General features: G+C 63.7%; 18 protein-coding genes. 12 read left to right on the top strand and 6 right to left on the bottom strand.

Annotated elements, in window-relative coordinates; all coding sequences use genetic code 11:
- The first annotated feature begins 83 nt into the window (after positions 1-83).
- Both olsB and ACX0MV_RS05520 read left to right on the top strand, forming a co-directional pair.
- On the top strand, positions 84-842 hold the full coding sequence (gene olsB / locus ACX0MV_RS05525; protein ID WP_458981468.1) for an L-ornithine N(alpha)-acyltransferase: 759 nt from the start codon (positions 84-86) through the stop codon (positions 840-842).
- 128 nt (positions 843-970) lie between these two features.
- Positions 971-1,753 carry a lysophospholipid acyltransferase family protein gene (locus tag ACX0MV_RS05520; protein ID WP_458981467.1) on the top strand — a complete coding sequence of 261 codons (783 nt, stop codon included), beginning with the start codon at positions 971-973 and terminating at the stop codon, positions 1,751-1,753.
- A gap of 5 nt (positions 1,754-1,758) precedes the next feature.
- Here ACX0MV_RS05520 and ACX0MV_RS05515 read toward each other — a convergent pair whose 3' ends face one another.
- Positions 1,759-2,355 carry an acyl carrier protein phosphodiesterase gene (locus ACX0MV_RS05515; protein WP_458981466.1) on the bottom strand — a complete coding sequence of 199 codons (597 nt, stop codon included), beginning with the start codon at positions 2,353-2,355 and terminating at the stop codon, positions 1,759-1,761.
- Positions 2,356-2,514: 159 nt separating this feature from the next.
- Between ACX0MV_RS05515 and ACX0MV_RS05510 the strand changes: the two genes are divergently transcribed.
- From ACX0MV_RS05510 to ACX0MV_RS05500, 3 genes are read left to right on the top strand one after another with little or no spacing between them, the layout of a single operon-like run.
- Entirely contained in the window at positions 2,515-2,817 is a 303-nt protein-coding gene (locus tag ACX0MV_RS05510; protein ID WP_458981465.1) for an ArsR/SmtB family transcription factor, read from the top strand.
- A gap of 38 nt (positions 2,818-2,855) precedes the next feature.
- Positions 2,856-4,022: an MFS transporter gene (locus ACX0MV_RS05505; RefSeq protein ID WP_458981464.1), complete on the top strand. Its 1,167-nt coding sequence runs from the start codon at positions 2,856-2,858 to the stop codon at positions 4,020-4,022.
- A gap of 17 nt (positions 4,023-4,039) precedes the next feature.
- Complete coding sequence (locus ACX0MV_RS05500; protein ID WP_458981463.1) at positions 4,040-5,089, top strand: alkene reductase; 1,050 nt, start codon at positions 4,040-4,042, stop codon at positions 5,087-5,089.
- Between the two features lie 68 nt (positions 5,090-5,157).
- Here ACX0MV_RS05500 and ACX0MV_RS05495 read toward each other — a convergent pair whose 3' ends face one another.
- A complete protein-coding gene (locus ACX0MV_RS05495; RefSeq protein ID WP_458981462.1) occupies positions 5,158-6,003 on the bottom strand; it encodes an ATPase in 846 nt (281 codons plus the stop codon).
- A gap of 254 nt (positions 6,004-6,257) precedes the next feature.
- Between ACX0MV_RS05495 and ACX0MV_RS05490 the strand changes: the two genes are divergently transcribed.
- Positions 6,258-6,551 carry a hypothetical protein gene (locus ACX0MV_RS05490; RefSeq protein WP_458981461.1) on the top strand — a complete coding sequence of 98 codons (294 nt, stop codon included), beginning with the start codon at positions 6,258-6,260 and terminating at the stop codon, positions 6,549-6,551.
- Between the two features lie 6 nt (positions 6,552-6,557).
- On the opposite strand, the gene ACX0MV_RS05485 is transcribed toward ACX0MV_RS05490, so the two are convergent.
- Positions 6,558-7,550 (bottom strand): NAD-dependent epimerase/dehydratase family protein, encoded by a 993-nt coding sequence (locus ACX0MV_RS05485; protein ID WP_458981460.1) that lies wholly within the window; start codon positions 7,548-7,550, stop codon positions 6,558-6,560.
- Positions 7,551-7,722: 172 nt separating this feature from the next.
- Here ACX0MV_RS05485 and ACX0MV_RS05480 point away from each other — a divergent pair, with 172 nt between their 5' ends.
- A complete protein-coding gene (locus ACX0MV_RS05480; RefSeq protein WP_458981768.1) occupies positions 7,723-8,778 on the top strand; it encodes a saccharopine dehydrogenase family protein in 1,056 nt (351 codons plus the stop codon).
- Here the strand turns inward: ACX0MV_RS05480 and ACX0MV_RS05475 are convergent.
- Entirely contained in the window at positions 8,775-9,683 is a 909-nt protein-coding gene (locus ACX0MV_RS05475) for a LysR family transcriptional regulator ArgP (protein WP_458981459.1), read from the bottom strand. The genes ACX0MV_RS05480 and ACX0MV_RS05475 overlap by 4 nt on opposite strands.
- A gap of 94 nt (positions 9,684-9,777) precedes the next feature.
- Between ACX0MV_RS05475 and ACX0MV_RS05470 the strand changes: the two genes are divergently transcribed.
- From ACX0MV_RS05470 to ACX0MV_RS05455, 4 genes are all read left to right on the top strand, one after another.
- Positions 9,778-10,203 (top strand): ACT domain-containing protein, encoded by a 426-nt coding sequence (locus tag ACX0MV_RS05470; RefSeq protein WP_458981458.1) that lies wholly within the window; start codon positions 9,778-9,780, stop codon positions 10,201-10,203.
- Positions 10,185-10,790, top strand: coding sequence for a LysE/ArgO family amino acid transporter (locus ACX0MV_RS05465; protein WP_458981457.1), 606 nt, complete (start codon positions 10,185-10,187; stop codon positions 10,788-10,790). The genes ACX0MV_RS05470 and ACX0MV_RS05465 overlap by 19 nt, the downstream gene beginning before the upstream one ends.
- 236 nt (positions 10,791-11,026) lie before the next feature.
- On the top strand, positions 11,027-11,608 hold the full coding sequence (sodB, locus tag ACX0MV_RS05460; RefSeq protein WP_458981456.1) for a superoxide dismutase [Fe]: 582 nt from the start codon (positions 11,027-11,029) through the stop codon (positions 11,606-11,608).
- A 382-nt stretch (positions 11,609-11,990) separates the two neighbouring features.
- Positions 11,991-14,054, top strand: coding sequence for a putative bifunctional diguanylate cyclase/phosphodiesterase (locus ACX0MV_RS05455; protein ID WP_458981455.1), 2,064 nt, complete (start codon positions 11,991-11,993; stop codon positions 14,052-14,054).
- Between the two features lie 20 nt (positions 14,055-14,074).
- On the opposite strand, the gene ACX0MV_RS05450 is transcribed toward ACX0MV_RS05455, so the two are convergent.
- On the bottom strand, positions 14,075-14,971 hold the full coding sequence (locus ACX0MV_RS05450; RefSeq protein WP_458981454.1) for a GIDE domain-containing protein: 897 nt from the start codon (positions 14,969-14,971) through the stop codon (positions 14,075-14,077).
- A 1-nt stretch (position 14,972) separates the two neighbouring features.
- On the bottom strand, positions 14,973-15,545 hold the full coding sequence (locus tag ACX0MV_RS05445; RefSeq protein ID WP_458981453.1) for a LemA family protein: 573 nt from the start codon (positions 15,543-15,545) through the stop codon (positions 14,973-14,975).
- A gap of 213 nt (positions 15,546-15,758) precedes the next feature.
- On the opposite strand from ACX0MV_RS05445, the gene ACX0MV_RS05440 reads away from it, so the two are divergent.
- Positions 15,759-17,099 (top strand): imelysin family protein, encoded by a 1,341-nt coding sequence (locus tag ACX0MV_RS05440; protein ID WP_458981452.1) that lies wholly within the window; start codon positions 15,759-15,761, stop codon positions 17,097-17,099.
- The last annotated feature ends 116 nt before the right edge of the window (positions 17,100-17,215 follow it).

The following is a 17,215-nucleotide window of genomic DNA, read 5'->3' as shown; positions in this document are numbered from 1 at the left end:
ACACCGCGGCTACCTAGCCTGAGCTTGCCCAACACACTTGATCGGCTGCAAGACTAAAAAAACCGGCTGACGGAGACTCAGGCATGACCCAGATGGCAATTACCCGCGACCGCACCACTCCAGCACGTCGCTTGCAGGCCGAACGCCTGCAGGGTCCACAGGCCTTGCGGGAGGCGCAGGCACTGCGCTTTCGCGTATTCAGCGCCGAGTTCGACGCCAAGCTCAAGGGCGCCGAACTCGGACTGGACATGGATGACTACGATATTCACTGCGAGCACATTGGCGTACGCGACCTCAACAGCGGCGAGCTGGTTGCCACCACCCGCCTGCTCGATCATCGCGCTGCGGCCAGCCTGGGCCGTTTCTACAGCGAAGAAGAATTCAGCCTGCACGGCCTGCCCCACCTCGAAGGCCCAGTGCTGGAAATCGGCCGCACCTGCGTCGACGCCGCCTACCGCAACGGCGCGACCATCGCCGTGCTCTGGGGCGAACTGGCCGAAGTGCTCAATGAAGGCGGCTACCGCTACCTGATGGGCTGCGCGAGCATCCCCATGCAGGACGGCGGTATCCAGGCACAGGCGATCATGCAGCGCTTGCGCGAGCGTTATTTGTGCAACGAGCACCTGCGCGCCGAGCCGAAGAATCCGTTGCCGGCGCTGGACGTCCCGGGCAACGTGATCGCGGAAATGCCGCCGCTGCTCAAGGCCTACATGCGCCTGGGCGCGAAGATCTGCGGCGAGCCGTGCTGGGACGAAGACTTCCAGGTCGCCGACGTGTTCATCCTGCTCAAGCGCGATGAGTTGTGCCCCCGCTACGCACGCCACTTCAAAGCGGCGGTCTGATTGCAGTTGCGCAAGGCTGGCGCGGCCCGTAGGGTTCGCCCTGCGCACCGTCACCTGGGCGGGCGCGGTAATCCCTGTGGTGCGCATGGCGCGCCCTACCTGTGTCGCGTTTTGCCTGCGAGAGGCCGATGAAGAAACTGCGTCTGTACTTGCGCCTGCTGCGCCTTGCCGCGGTGATCGGCCTCGGCACGCTGCTGGCGGCTGGCATCTCTCTGGTCGAGCGCCTGGCGCGGCATGATCTTATGCCGACCCGCCAGCGCCTGACCTGCTGGTTTCTCGCGCGCCTGGCGAGGGCATTGCCGTTTCGCATCGCCGTGCAGGGCGAGCTGCCACACCAGCCGATGCTGTGGGTCAGTAACCATGTGTCCTGGACCGACATCCCGCTGCTCGGCATGCTTGCACCGCTGTCGTTCCTGTCGAAGGCCGAGGTGCGCGCCTGGCCGGTAGCCGGCTGGTTGGCGCACAAGGCCGGCACCCAGTTCATCCGCCGCGGCTCGGGCGACAGCAGCCAGCTCAACCAGCAACTGGGCCAGCACTTGCAGCAGGGCCGGCCCTTGCTGATCTTCCCGGAAGGCACCACCACGGACGGCCTGGGCGTGCGCACCTTTCACGGGCGTTTGCTGAGCAGCGCGATCGACAGCGGCGTACCGGTGCAACCGGTCGCCATCCGCTACCTGCGCGCGGGCAAGCCTTGCAGCGTGGCGCCCTTCATCGGCGATGACGACATGCTCTCGCACCTGTTGCGCCTGCTCGGCAGCGAGTGCACCGACGTGCAGATCCAGCTGCTGCCACCGATCGCCAGCAGCGCGCTGCACCGCAACGCCCTGGCCCGTCAGGCCCAGCAGGCGATTCACCTCGCCTTGTTCGGCGCCCCGGCCCAGGCAGCGGAGCCGCAAAGCCAGGCAGCCTGACCGGGTTATCTGCCCTCAGCACGGTTGCGCGCGAGCTCGTCAGCCACAAAGGCCTGCAACTGCGGGTAGAACGCGTGGAAGTCTTCTAGCAGCGGCTGATACAGCCGCTCCAGCTCATGCATCGCCCCCTGCAGACCTTCAGGGCGGGACAGCCGCCGCTGCATGCCGAGCAGCACCTGTTCCAGCACGGCGAAGTCACGGTAACTGCCCAGCCAGTCCTGCGCCGCCATACGCGGTGCAATCAGCGCCAGGCGCTCGGGCAATGCCGGCTCGGCCGCCAGTACTTGGTACACCCGCGCGGTAAATGCCGGTAACGGCTCGCGGCTATAGCTCGGCCAGTGCAGCGCCAGGCAATGGTCGAAAAAGATATCCAGCAGCATTCCGGCATAGCGCCGCCGCTCGACGGGAAAACGGGCGCGCGCCTGGCTCTGCAGCGGATGGCTGTCGGTGAATGCATCGATGCGTCGATGCAAGCGAATCGCCGCTTCGATATCGGCTGGCCATTTTCCAGCCAGCGGCCCTTTGACGAAATCGCCATACAGGCTGCCGAGCAGCTGCGCCGGTGCGTCGCCGCCCAGGTGTAGGTGTGCGAGGTAGTTCATGCGCGGAGCTTACCAGGCCGGCGAGCGCCCCTGACAACCGCCGCGGCAGCACATCAGCGTGGCTAATGATCACTATCGGGACAAACGATCTGCATATCGTCTGGCAGCGATATAAGGTTCGTCGCATTGCGATATAGCGCGCCAACCCGGACTACCAGCATGCCCATCGATGTCGACGAAGTGATCAAGGCCCTCGCCCATCCGGTGCGACGCGACATCCTCAATTGGCTGAAGGACCCGCAGGCGCACTTCGCCAGTCAGGAGCTGCCGCTGGAGCACGGCGTCTGTGCCGGCAAGATCGATCAACGGGTCGGGCTTTCCCAATCCACCGTCTCGGCGCACCTGGCGACCTTGCAACGAGCCGGCCTGATCAGCAGCAAGAAGGTTGGCCAGTGGAACTTCTTCAAACGCAATGAAGAGACCATTCAAGCGTTCCTCAACCACATCAGCCAAGCGCTCTAGAACCCATTTTCATTCACTCTTTTTCAGGAGCTGACAACATGCCTGCAGGGCTTCTCGTCCTCGCTTTGTCCGCGTTTGCCATCGGCACCACGGAATTCGTCATCATGGGTCTGCTGCCAGAAGTGGCGGGCGACCTCGGTGTGTCAATTCCCGGCGCCGGTTGGCTGGTCACAGGTTACGCCTTGGGCGTCGCCATCGGCGCCCCCTTTATGGCCCTGGCCACCGCCAGTTGGCCGCGCAAGGCCTCATTGCTGACGTTGATGAGTATCTTTATCGCCGGCAACCTGTTCTGCGCCCTGGCCAGCGACTACCAGATGCTGATGCTCGCCTGGGTGATCACCGCCCTCTGCCATGGTGCATTTTTCGGCATCGGCTCGGTGGTTGCCGCCAGCCTGATGCCGGCCAATCGCCGCGCCTCGGCCGTAGCATTGATGTTTACCGGCCTGACCCTGGCCAACGTACTCGGCGTGCCACTGGGCACCGCCCTCGGTCAGTACGCTGGCTGGCGCTCGACCTTCTGGGCGGTGACCCTCATCGGGGTGATTGCGCTGATCGGCCTGTGGCGCGTGTTGCCCAGCAAGACCGATGAAGCCAAGGCTGACTTCGCCAGCGAAGTGCGCGCCCTGCGCGGTGCCGGCCTGTGGTTGGCGCTGAGCACCACGGTGCTGTTCTCCGCGGCGATGTTTGCCCTGTTCACCTATATCGCCCCGCTGCTCGGCGAAGTCACCGGGGTGTCGCCGACCGGTGTGACCTGGACCCTGCTGCTGATCGGTCTCGGCCTGACCCTAGGCAATGTGATCGGCGGCCGTCTGGCTGACCGCAACCTGAAAGCCACACTGCTCGGCGTGTTTGTCGCCATGGCGGTGATTTCCACCCTGTTCAGCTGGACCAGCCAGGCGCTGATCCCCGCCGAAATCACCCTGTTCCTCTGGGCCACCGCCGCCTTCGCCGCCGTGCCGGCCTTGCAGGTCAATGTGGTGGCCTTTGGCAGCGGCGCACCGAACCTGGTATCGACCCTGAATATTGGCGCCTTCAACCTCGGCAACGCCCTTGGCGCCTGGGTGGGTGGCCTGGTGATTGCCGAAGGTTTCGGCCTGACCCGCGTGCCGCTGGCCGCTGCTGCCCTGGCCGTACTGGCGCTGCTTGCCACCCTGCTGACTTTTAGTACCCGTAGCCCTGAACCCGAACTTGCACTCAACGAATAACCTGAGAGGACCGTCCCATGACTACGCTTTTCGACCCGATCCAGATCGGCGACCTGCACCTCAACAACCGCATCATCATGGCGCCGCTGACCCGCTGCCGCGCCGATGAAGGCCGCGTGCCCAACGCGCTGATGGCCGAGTATTACGTTCAGCGCGCCTCCGCCGGGCTGATCATCAGCGAAGCGACCTCGGTAACGCCGATGGGCGTCGGCTACCCCAACACCCCTGGTATCTGGTCGGCCGAGCAGGTGCGCGGCTGGAGCAACATCACCAAAGCCGTGCACGCCGCCGGCGGCAAGATCGTTCTGCAGTTGTGGCATGTCGGGCGTATCTCCGACCCCAGCTTCCTCAACGGCGCCGCGCCGGAAGCACCCAGTGCCATCGCCGCCAAGGGCCATGTCAGCCTGCTGCGTCCGCTGCGCGATTACCCGGTGCCGCGCGCGCTGGAAACCGAAGAAGTCGCCGACATCGTCGAGGCCTATCGCCAGGGCGCGGAAAACGCCAAGGCCGCCGGGTTCGATGGCGTGGAAATTCACGGCGCCAACGGCTATCTGCTCGACCAGTTTCTCCAGGACAGCACCAACAAGCGCACCGACCGCTACGGCGGCTCCCTGGAAAACCGCGCACGCCTGATGCTGGAAGTCACCGATGCCGTGGTCTCGGTCTGGGGCGCGGGCCGGGTCGGCATGCACCTGGCGCCACGCGCCGATGCCCACGACATGGGCGACTCCAACCGGGCGGAAACCTTCACCTACGTCGCCAGCGAGCTAGGCAAGCGTGGTATCGCGTTTATCTGCGCCCGTGAACACGAAGCCGATGACAGCCTGACGCCTGGCCTGAAGCAGGCATTCGGCGGTGTATTTATCGCCAACGAAGGCTTCACGAAAGACCAGGCCAACGCCTGGCTGGCCAGCGGCAAGGTGGACGCAGTGGCATTCGGCGTGCCCTTTATCGCCAACCCGGACCTGCCTGCGCGCTTCGCCGCAGATGCCGAGCTGAATCAGCCGCATCCGGAAACCTTCTATGGCTCGGGCCCGGTCGGCTACATCGACTACCCACGGATGTAAGCTGTCTTTAAAAAAAAGCCGCAAAAAAAGCCCCGCTTAGCGGGGCTTTTTGCAATGGCGCGGGTCGCTTAGCGATTGTCGATCTGCTGCTGCAGGTTCTGTACCTGCGCCTGCAGGGTGCTGATGTTGCGGGTCATCTGCGCGCGGAAGGCGTCGAACTCGGCGGTGCTGCTGCTCGCAGCCGGACGGGTCTCCAGGTCGCTTTTCAGCACCAGGATGTCCTGCTCAAGCCGAGAGATGGCCTGATTGGGATTGCCAAGTTTCTTCAGCGCGTCGACTTCGCCGCTCAGGCTTTTCAGTTGCGCGCCGAATTTGCCGGTGTCAGCCTGCGCGGTTTTCAGCGCCGCCTGTTCGGTTTTCAGGGCCGCCTGGGCCGTGGTCAGGCTCTTCAGCGCACTGTCAAACTTGCCGGTAACGCCTTGCTGGGTTTTCACCTCGCTCGTCAGCTGTTCGATCCGGCTGTCCTGACCGCCTTGCTGGGTGATCAGCGCCTGCTGCTTTTTGCTCAGCTCCGCCAGCTTGCTTTCCAGCTGCTTGACCTGCAGCTTGAGCGCTTCGCTGCCGCTGGTGACGGTGGATTCGGTAGCCACCACCTTGCCGGAAATATCCTGGATGCGGCCGGCGGCCTCTTCGCTGATACGGGCAAAACTTTCCTGGGTGGCAACCAGCTGCTGCTCCATCAGGGTGATCTGCTGGAAGCTCCACCAGCCGAGCCCGCCGAGGGCAATCATCAGGGCGCCGACCAGGGCCCACAACGGGCCGGTGCTGGCACTCTTGACCGGCACCGCAGCCGCGCGCGCATAGGCCGGCTGGGCGGCGGGCTCGTGGTGATCCGTGGAGAAATCATCGTGATCCCGTGTGCCGGCCCTGAGGCTGGGCACATGGTCGAGTTCGTCGTGGGCATCGTTACGCATGGGTAGACCTTCAAGAAAATGCTAAGGGCGCGAAATGCCGCGCAGTATAACGGTTCGGGCGAACCGCATCAGCGTTGCGCAACCGCGGTCCGACGCGCACCGGCGAAGGGCGCGCAACAACCGCTGCACAGCCTGCAAGCGGCACCAGGACGGCGTTTGGTGAACTGGTACACGCTTTGCAACCCCCTCTTACGCCCTCCGCAGCCTCTGACGGTGAGCTGCGCGGCACCTGCATCAACTCCAGGGGAAGGCATATGGAACTGAACAAAGCGATGTTGGATTGCATGCAAACGCTGCGTCGTCGCCTGCGTAACGAGCTGGCCGTCGATATCCGCCTCAGTCAACCTGATGCGATCACGGCCATGCTCAGCGCCTGCCTGACCTCCAGCGACGAGCAGACCCGCGAGCTTGGCCAGCGCCTGGCGCAGCTCAGCGACAGCCCCTATCAGACCGAGGTTCGACCCAGCGCGCCGTTGCCGCTGCTTGAGGCCGCCCACGCTCGCCAGCCGTCGGTGCGCATCTACCGGGGCCAGCGGGTGTATGCCTGAAGCCTGTCAGGCCGGGCGTTGCCCTTGCCACCACTGGCAGAACTCATCCAGGGCGGTCCAGATGCTGACCTGGGGGTCGTAGTCCAGGTAGCGACGGGCACGCTCGATATTCAAGGAAAAATCCTTGGCCATCACCGCCACACCCAGCCGAAACAGCGCCGGTTCCGGGCGACCGGGCAACAGCATGCAGACACCCTCGTTGAGGGCCGCCGCCGCGTAGGCCAGGCCGTAGGGCATGTGCCGGGTAACCGGCGGCAGCTCCAGCCGGCGCAGCACGTAATTGACCACGTCCCACAGCGGCACGGGCGCACCGTTGCTGATGTTGTAGACCTTGCCCAGCGCCTCGTCAGACGCCAGCAGTGAGCTGAACAGCGCGTCGTTGAGGTTCTGCATGCTGGTGAAGTCGACCTTGTTCAGGCCATTGCCGATGATCGACAGACGCCTCTTGCGCTGCATGTTGATCAGCCGCGGAAAAATGCTGGTATCGCCCGCGCCGGTGACGAACCGCGGGCGCAGCGCCAGCACTTCCAGGCCGAATTCCTGGGCGCCGAAGACCTTCTGTTCAGCCAGATACTTGGTTGCGCCGTAGTGATCGGAAAAGCGCGTGGGCACCTGCTCTTCGCGCAGGTCGACATGGGCATGACCGTCGAAATAGACCGACGGCGACGACAGGTGGACCAACCGGCGCACGCGCTGTTTCAAGCATGCTTCGACGACGTTTTCAGTCACACCGACATTGGCCTGATAGAAGTGCGGATAGCGCCCCCAGACACCCACCGCGCCGGCGCAGTGCACCACCGCTTCGACGTCCTGGCAGAGCCGCTGCACCAGCTCGGGATCGGTCAGGTCGCCCTGCACAAACTCTGCGCCGCGCTTGACCAAGTGCTCGACGCCCTCGGCGCGGCGGCCATTCACCCGCACCTGCAGCCCTTGCTCCAGGGCGAAGCGGGCAAACCGCCCACCGATGAATCCGCTCGCCCCTGTCACCAGAATCTTCATTGCAGTTCTCCGCCGCATACGACCTAGGCCGCACTCTAGCAGCGCCCACTGCGCGCCGCGCTGTCCCGCCACGCCAGAATAGCGACCTTGGCATCCGGCAGCGGTCCGGGGTTGCCGATTTAACCAGCTACCCTGTTAGCCACTGTCTCAACCAAGCAAGGAGTTCGGCATGATCAAAAACCACTGGATGATCTACGGCGCCAATGGCTACACCGGTCGTTTACTCGCCACCGAAGCGCAGCGCCAGGGCTTGCGGCCGATTCTGGCCGGACGCAATCCGGCCGCCGTGCACGCGCTGGGCAGTGCGTTGGGGCTGGAATGCCGGATATTCGATATTGAGCAGCCGCAACGGACGGCCGAAGCGCTGGCCGACGTTGCGGTGGTCATGCATTGCGCCGGGCCGTTCGCCGTGACCAGCGCGCCGATGATCGACGCCTGCCTGGCCAGCGCGACCCATTACCTCGACATCACTGGTGAAATCGGCGTCTTCGAAGCGGCACATGCGCGCCATGATCTGGCGCGCGAATGCGGCGTGGTGGTGTGTCCGGGGGTCGGTTTCGACGTTATTCCCAGCGACTGCCTGGCCGCGTGCCTGCATCAGGCATTGCCCGATGCAACGCACTTGGCTCTGGGCTTCGATACCGGCAGCGGTTTGTCGCCCGGCACGGCAAAAACGTCGGTGCAAGGCCTCGGGCTCGGCGGCAAGGTGCGCCGCGCGGGGGTCATCACTGACGTGCCGTTGGGCTACAAGCGCCGCACGATCAACTTCGGCCGCGGCGAAAAGACCGCCGTGACCATTCCCTGGGGCGATGTGTCGACGGCCTATCACTCTACCGGCATCGGCAATATCGAGGTGTACCTGCCCACCCCTCCGGCCGCCGCCTTCGCCATGCGCCTGCTGGATCCGCTGCGCCCGCTGTTCGGCCTGTCGGCCGTGCAGGGCGGCCTCATGCGCCTGATCGAGCGGCGTGTGCAAGGGCCTGATCAGGCGACCCGCCAGCGGCAGCACACCTGGTTGTGGGGCGAGGTGCGCAATGCCGAGGGTGTGGTCAAAGTTGCGCGTTTGGAAACGGCCAACGGTTACGACGTTACCGTGCACGGTGGGCTGCTGGCTGTGCAGCACCTGCTCAATTATCGGGGGCCGGGCGGCTACTTCACGCCGTCCCGGCTGCTGGGCGAGCGTTGCGTGGAGCAGCTGCCAGGGTCTGGCAGAATTCTGATCAGCTAACGCCCCGCCGCGTCGCCCAGCGCCACCAGCGAATGGCTGGTGGCCTGGCCCAGGTGACGCGTCAGACGGTCGAGCAAGTCGCCGCCATTACGCCAGTGGTGCCAGTACAGCGGCACGTCGATGGGCCGCTGAGCGACCAGCTCGACCAGCTCACCGCGCTCCAGTTCGCCGCGCACCTGTCGTTCCGGCACCAGCCCCCAACCCATCCCGGCCAGCGCCATGCGCAGAAAGCCTTCGGAGGACGGGCACAGATGATGGATAAAGCCGCCGTCGATCCCTAACGCCGCGAGATAGCGATGCTGCAGCAGGTCATCCGGGCCGAAGACGATGGCGGGCGCCTGGGCCAATGACCTCGCGTTTACCCCCTGGGAAAAATGCCGGGCGATAAACGCCGGGCTGGCCAGCGCCCGGTAGCGCATCGCCCCCAGCGCCAGCGAGCGGGCGCCGGCCACCGGCCGGTCGGTGGCACACACGCAGGCCGCTACATCGCCGGCGCGCATGCGTTTGAGGCCGACGTCCTGGTCTTCCACCACCAGTTCCAGCAGCAGCCGGTACCTGGCGCAGAACTCGCCGACCGCGTCCGCCCACCAGGTCGCCAGGCTGTCGGCATTCAGGGCGATTCGCAGCCGCTCGGGCAGCGCCCCATCATCCAGCGCCGGCACCTGGCTCTGCAGGTCGCGCTCAAGCAAGCGCACCTGCTGCACGTGGTTGAGCAAACGCCGACCGATATCGGTTGGCGTGGGTGGCGTGGCGCGCACCAGCACCGGCTGGCCGACGCGCGCCTCCAACAGCTTGATCCGCTGCGACACCGCCGACTGCGACAATCCCAGCACCTGAGCGGCCCGTTCGAATCCCGCCTGCTCTACCACCGCCGCCAAAGCCGCAAGCAGCTTGTAGTCGAACATAAATTCTCCTAATGGCCGATCAGCAAGATTGCTTTTTCTTATACCGCCAGACAGACCAGACTGCCACTTCAACCCGCTTCATTCAGGAACTCCCATGGCTGGCGAAAGCTGTCTGACCACGCTGTTGCACAGCATGAATCCCACTCTCAACGAGGGCGATTACGTGTTCTGCAGCCTCAACGACGAGTACCAGCTCGGCGATGTGAAACCACTGGGACGCTTTCATGAGCGCGAGGGCCTCAGCGTAATCATTCAGCGCCAGCAGGCAGAGCATCTGGGTCTGGCCTGCTCGCCATCGTTCGCCTGGATAACGCTGCAGGTGCACTCGGCGCTCGACGCGGTCGGCCTGACCGCAGCGGTTGCCACCGCGCTGAGTGGCGCGGGCATCAGCTGCAACGTGGTCGCTGGTTACTACCACAACCATATTTTCGTCGCCAAGGCCGACGCCGATGCGGCCATCGAAGCGCTGCGTCTGCTCGCCAGCACTGCGGGGGAGTCGCCATGTGGCACAGCTACCTGAACGGTCTGGTGATCGCCGCTGGCCTGATCATCGCCCTCGGCGCGCAAAATGCGTTCGTGCTGGCGCAAAGCCTGCGCCGCGAACATCACCTGCCGGTCGCCGTTCTCTGCGTGGTGTGCGATGCGCTGCTGGTCTGCGCCGGGGTATTTGGCCTGGCTGCGCTGCTCGCGCAAAACCCACTTTTGCTCGGCATTGCCCGTTGGGGCGGCGCCGCCTTTCTGCTCTGGTACGGCAGCCAGGCCCTGCGCCGCGCCGTCAAGCCGCAAGGCTTGGAAGCCGCGCAGCGTGCCCCGCGCTCGCGGCGGGCGGTATTGCTGGCCGCGCTGGCGGTCACCCTGCTCAACCCCCACGTGTACCTGGATACCGTGCTGCTGATCGGCTCGCTTGGCGCGCAGCAGAGCGACCCCGGCGCTTACACCCTGGGCGCGGCCAGCGCTTCGCTGATCTGGTTCTTTACCCTGGCGTTGGGTGCCGCCTGGTTGGCACCGTGGCTGGCTCGCCCTGCGACCTGGCGGCTGATCGACCTGGCAGTCGCGTTGATGATGTTCGGCATCGCTGCACAACTGATCATCAACGCGCCTGGCTGAGCGTAAAACCGCGGCCGAGGCCCTGGCCTGGCTATTCCACACAGTTGCTGCGTGGTTATGCCTCTGGGCCGGTGCTATGATCGGCGGTCTGCGGCACAAGGAGGAGCAACCTCCTGCCGCTTGCAAGTCGACGAAAACTCGCCGCAGTAACTGCATGGGTTTTTGCATGGCTTGCGTGTCTGGCCGCCCGTGATCGGCCTCGCGCCCACCGCACCTGACCTGATAGGAGATTCACCATGGCTTTCGAATTACCGCCGCTGCCGTACGAAAAAACCGCACTTGAGCCGCACATCTCTGCCGAAACCCTGGAATTCCACCACGACAAGCACCACAACACCTACGTCGTGAACCTGAACAACCTGATTCCGGGCACCGAGTTCGAAGGCAAAAGCCTGGAAGAGATCGTCAAATCCTCTTCGGGTGGCATCTTCAACAACGCCGCCCAAGTCTGGAACCACACCTTTTACTGGAACTGCCTGAGCCCGAACGGCGGCGGTCAACCGACCGGCGCGCTGGCTGACGCGATCAATGCCGCGTTCGGTTCCTTCGACAAGTTCAAGGAAGAGTTCAGCAAAACCTCCATCGGTACCTTCGGCTCCGGCTGGGGCTGGCTGGTGAAGAAAGCTGACGGTTCCCTGGCCCTGGCCAGCACCATCGGTGCCGGCTGCCCGCTGACCAGCGGTGATACTCCGCTGCTGACCTGCGACGTCTGGGAACACGCCTACTACATCGATTACCGCAACCTGCGTCCGAAATATGTCGAGGCGTTCTGGAACTTGGTCAACTGGGACTTCGTGGCGAAGAACTACGCTGCGTAATCGTCCTGCTGATACAAAAAACCCGGCCGTCATGCCGGGTTTTTTGCTTCAACCGGCGAACCGACGTGTGCCTCGCGTCGACATATCTCCCTTTTGCTGCATAGAAGCTAGAGTACTTGTGCGACCCCAGCGGTCATGGCGTTCCGTGGATAGGGGTGCTCGCCAATTTGGCTAAAAGGTTGCAAGGGAAAAGCGCCGAACGGTGCTCAAGTCATGGCTGGTACTTACCGACACAGTGCGAGCTACAGCTGATGGCGGTATAAGCGTGTGGGCATACAGCAAGCCGGATTCAGGGCTACCGTAATGGCCCTTTGACGCCAACCAGAAGATTGCCAATACTCTGAACAGATCGACGCCTCCGGCACGCACAAGGAATCACCACTTGAAGCTGGAACTCAAAAACAGCTTGTCTCTGAAGTTGCTGCGCGTGGTACTGCTATCGGCGCTGGTGGTGGGCGTGGTGCTGAGCTGCGCGCAAATCGTGTTCGATGTGTACAAAACGCGTCAGGCGGTGGCTAACGATGCCCAGCGCATTCTCGGCATGTTCCGCGACCCCTCGACCCAGGCGGTGTACAGCCTGGACCGGGAAATGGGCATGCAGGTAATCGAAGGCCTGTTCCAGCACGAATCCGTGCGCGTCGCCGCCATTGGCCACCCTAACGAACCCATGCTCGCGGAAAAATCCCGCGAACCGGTCGAGCTCTCCACTCGCTGGCTGACCGACCCGATCCTGGGCAAGGAACAGAACTTCACCACGCAACTGGTCGGCCGCGGCCCCTACAGCGAGTATTACGGCGACCTCAGCATCACCCTCGACACCGCACGTTACGGCGAAAGCTTCGTCACCAACTCGGTGGTGATTTTCATCTCGGGCGTATTGCGCGCCCTGGCGATGGGACTGGTGCTGTACCTGGTGTATCACTGGCTGCTGACCAAGCCGCTGTCGAAAATCATCGAGCACCTGAGCAACATCAACCCCGACAGGCCCAGTGAACACAAGCTGCCAATGCTCAAGGGCAACGAGAAGAATGAACTGGGCCTGTGGATCAATACCGCCAACCAGTTACTTGCCTCCATCGAGCGCAACACCCATTTGCGCCGCGAGGCGGAGAAGAGCCTGATGCGCATGGCTCAGTACGACTTCCTCACCGGCCTGCCAAACCGGCAGCAGCTGCAGCAACAGCTCGACCAGATTCTTGAAGACGCCAGCCGCCTGCAACGCCGGGTCGCGGTGCTGTGTGTCGGCCTGGACGATTTCAAAGGCATCAACGAACAGTTCAGCTACCAGACCGGTGACCAACTGCTGCTCGCGCTTTCCGACCGACTGCGCAGCCACAGCGGTCGCCTGGGCGCGCTGGCACGCCTGGGTGGCGATCAGTTCGCGCTGATCCAGGCGGATATCGAGCAGCCGTACGAGGCCGCCGAACTCGCGCAAAGCGTGCTCGATGGTCTGGACACGCCGTTCATTCTCGACCAGCAGGAGGTCTACCTGCGGGCGACCATCGGCATCACCCTGTTCCCCGAAGACGGCGACAGCACGGAAAAACTGCTGCAAAAATCCGAACAGACCATGACCCTGGCCAAGAGCCGCTCGCGCAACCGTTATCAGTTCTACATCGCCAGCGTCGACAGCGAAATGCGTCGCCGCCGCGAGCTGGAAAAAGACCTGCGCGAAGCCCTGGCGCTGAACCAGCTGTACCTGGTGTACCAACCTCAGGTGGATTACCGCGATCACAGCGTGGTGGGCGTCGAGGCGCTGCTACGCTGGCAACACCCGCAGCACGGCCTGGTACCGCCTGACCTATTCATTCCACTGGCCGAGCAGAACGGCACCATCATCGCCATCGGCGAATGGATTCTCGACCAGGCCTGTCAGCAGCTGCGCGAATGGCTGGACATGGGCTTCAGCGATTTGCGCATGGCGATCAACCTGTCGACCGTGCAACTGCACCACGCCGAATTGCCGCGGGTGGTTAACAACCTGATGCAGGTCTATCGCCTTCCGCCGCGCAGCATCGAGCTGGAAGTCACCGAAACCGGCCTGATGGAAGACATCACCACCGCGGCACAACATCTGCTCAGCCTGCGCCGTTCCGGTGCACTGATCGCGATCGACGATTTCGGCACCGGCTACTCGTCGCTGAGCTACCTGAAGAGCCTGCCGCTCGACAAGATCAAGATCGACAAGAGCTTCGTCCAGGACCTGCTGGAAGACGAAGACGACGCCACCATCGTGCGCGCCATCATCCAGCTGGGTAAGAGTCTGGGCATGCAGGTCATCGCCGAGGGCGTGGAAACCGCCGAGCAGGAGGCCTACATCATTGCCCAGGGCTGTAACGAGGGGCAGGGCTACTTCTACAGCAAACCGCTGAGCGCTCGGGAGCTGGCGCTGTACCTCAAGCAGGCGCAACGCATCACCTCGACGCCCAACCCGGCGACGCTCTGACTCGGCAAGCCGCCCGGTAGCTAGGGCGCGGTGACGCCCAGCAACCAGGCCGTAGCGAGTGCCCCGGCCAAGCACAGCGCAATGCCGCCCGCCGCCTGCCAATAGAACGCACGCGCCAGTTCATCTTCGCCCGCATTCGACAGAATGAACGGCCGCGACTCCAGCGGATTGACCAGGCGGTTTTGCACCGGTTGCAGGCTGGTCTGACGCAAGCGGTCCTCGCCTTCCAGCTGCGCAGCCAGGCGCACCCGGCTCCATTCCTGCTCATCGAGCTGGCCGTTGTTGTCGCCGTCGAAGCGCTGCAGCAGACCGGCAAAGTCGCCTTTCCACTGCCGAATCACCTCGGCCTGCGCCGCGCGCCCATCGAGCACCTGACCGGCGCCGCCCGCGCTGCGAAAGTCACCGATGGCATACAGCGGCTGACCGGCATGCAGACGCTCTTCGGTGTAGCGGTAGCGCTTGCCGCCGCTCAGCCAGCCGAGCAAACCGCCCTTGGCTACGCCGAGCGGATGACGCAGGTTGCCCTGCCAGACGTCGCGGACCGCCGCTCTAACCTCGGCGCCGCGTGGATCGATCAGGCAATCGCCCGTGCCGTCGGCCAGCAGCAGGAGCGCTTCGCTGGTGCCGCTTTCGACCACCCGCCAGCTGCCACTCTTGCCGCTGGAACGGTGCTCCTCGATCTTGAAGCGCCACCACAGACAGGGTTTGCCGGTCAGGGCGCCGCGTTCCTCGGCTGCGGGCAGCGCTTGGAGAACCCCATACAGCTCGGTGTAGCCCTGGGCCGCCGAGCGGATCTTTGAAGTCGGGGTGTCGAGCATGTGCCTGGCGCGCGACCAACCACGCAGCGTCCATCCCGCGCCGGCAAGAGAGGTCGCGGCACTGGCCAGCACGCTGAGAAGATGCCCATCGACGTTCATCTCAGCTGAACAGCGTCTTCAGGTCGACGTCGCGTTTCTCCCCTTCACTGAACTGCAGCAGTTCCGCCGAAGTGAAGCCAAACGCCTTGGCGACCAGCACGTCGGGAAACTGCTCGATGCGCACGTTGTTCAGGTTGACCGCCTCGTTGTACAGCTCGCGGCGATCGGCGATGGCATTTTCCAGGCCGCTGATGCGCTGCTGCAGATGCTGGAAGCTGTCGTTGGCTTTGAGTTCCGGGTAGTTCTCCGCCAACGCGAACAGTTGCCCCAAGCCCTTGCGCAAGCCGCTCTCCGCCTTACCCAGCGCGCCGACATTGTGCTGCTCGCGCGCACTGGCCACGGCATTGCGGGCGATGATCACCTGCTCCAGGGTCGTGCGCTCGTGCTGCATGTATTGCTTGCAGGTCTCTACCAGCTTGGGCAACTCGTCATGCCGCTGCTTGAGCAGTACATCGATGTTCGACCATGCCTTGCTCACCCCATGCTTGAGGCGCACCAGGCCGTTGTAGAGAGCCACTGCATAAGCCGCGAACAGCAACACGACCACAATGACGGCGACGCTGGTAAGGCTCATAACAGACTCTCCACGAAAGAATATGGGGCAGCGTGACGGCACGCTGATAGTGGCATTCTAGCGGCATCCACCCGGCTGGATGGAGACGTTGCGCACGGCTTTCAGCCATCCAGCGACACGGACCCTTTGCACAAAATGCAAATCTTTCGCATTATGTTTCGGTTCTAGTGCACTGCCTGCACACTTCATAACATCCACGCAAAGGACTTCGTCATGCTTCGTATGCCATTGGCTTCCGCCAGCCTGCTCGCCCTCGCCATCAGCCTCGCCGGTTGTGGCGAAGACCAGACGCCCGCCGCCACCAGCCAAACTGCCGCCCCGGCCGCCAGCAGCACCAGCGCGCCTGCAGCCGCGACCGGTCAGGTCGACCAGGCTGCCGCTAAAGCCGTGGTCAGCCACTACGCCGACCTGGCGCTGGCGGTATTCAGCGATGCCGCCACCACCGGCAAGGCACTGCAGGCAGCCATCGATGCGTTGCTGGCCAACCCGAGCGAAGCAACCCTCAATGCAGCGCGCGAAGCCTGGCTGGCGGCGCGGGTTCCCTACATGCAGTCGGAAGTGTTTCGCTTCGGCAACGCCGTGGTTGACGACTGGGAAGGCCAGCTCAACGCCTGGCCGCTGGACGAAGGCCTGATCGACTACGTCGCCACCGACTATCAGCACGCGCTGGGCAACCCGGGCGCGACCGCTAACATCATCGCCAACAGCGAGATCCAGGTCGGCGAAGACAAGCTTGATGTCAGCGAAATCACCGCCGAGAAACTCGCCAGCCTGAACGAACTGGGCGGTTCCGAGGCCAACGTCGCCACCGGTTACCACGCCATCGAGTTCCTGCTCTGGGGCCAGGACCTGAACGGCAGCAACCCTGGCGCGGGCGAGCGTCCGTACACTGACTTCGTCGTCGGCGAAGGTGCCACCGGTGAACACAACGAACGCCGTCGCGCGTTCATCAAGGCGGCTGCAGAGCTGCTGGTTAGCGACCTGGAAGAGATGGTCGGCCAGTGGCAGCCGAACGTCGCCGGCAACTACCGCGCCAGCCTGGAGGCCGATTCGGCCGAGAATGGCCTGCGCAAGATGCTGTTCGGCATGGGTAGCCTGTCGCTTGGCGAACTGGCCGGCGAGCGTATGAAGGTCGCGCTGGAGGCCAACTCCACCGAAGACGAGCACGACTGCTTCAGCGACAACACCCACAACTCGCACTTCTACAACGGCAAGGGTATTCGCAACGTCTACCTCGGCGAATACAAGAAGGTCGACGGCACCACCCTGAGCGGCCCAAGCCTGTCCGAGCTGGTTGCCAAAGCCGACGCTCAGGCTGACAGCGCGCTCAAGGCCGATCTGCAAACCACCGAAGAGAAGCTGCAGGCCCTGGTCACCAGCGCTGACAACGGCAAGCACTTCGACCAACTGATCGCCGCCGACAACAGCGAAGGTCAGCAGATCGTGCGTGACGCCATCGCCGCTCTGGTCAAACAAACCGCAGCGATCGAACAGGCCGCCAGCAAGCTGGGCATCAGCGACCTGAACCCGGACACCGCCGATCACGCGTTCTGATCTATAGCTGTGTACAAAAGCCGATGAGGCTCAGGTCTCATCGGCTTTTTTGTGGCTGCGACTTTTTGCCATTGGCGCAAATGCTAATCCATCTTATTTAAATTAACTTAGCCTGC

The sequence above is a fragment of the Pseudomonas cistanchae genome, from assembly GCF_054483635.1.
Note: the sequence above shows the minus strand (reverse complement) of the source record. Positions and strands in the feature narration are given on the sequence as shown.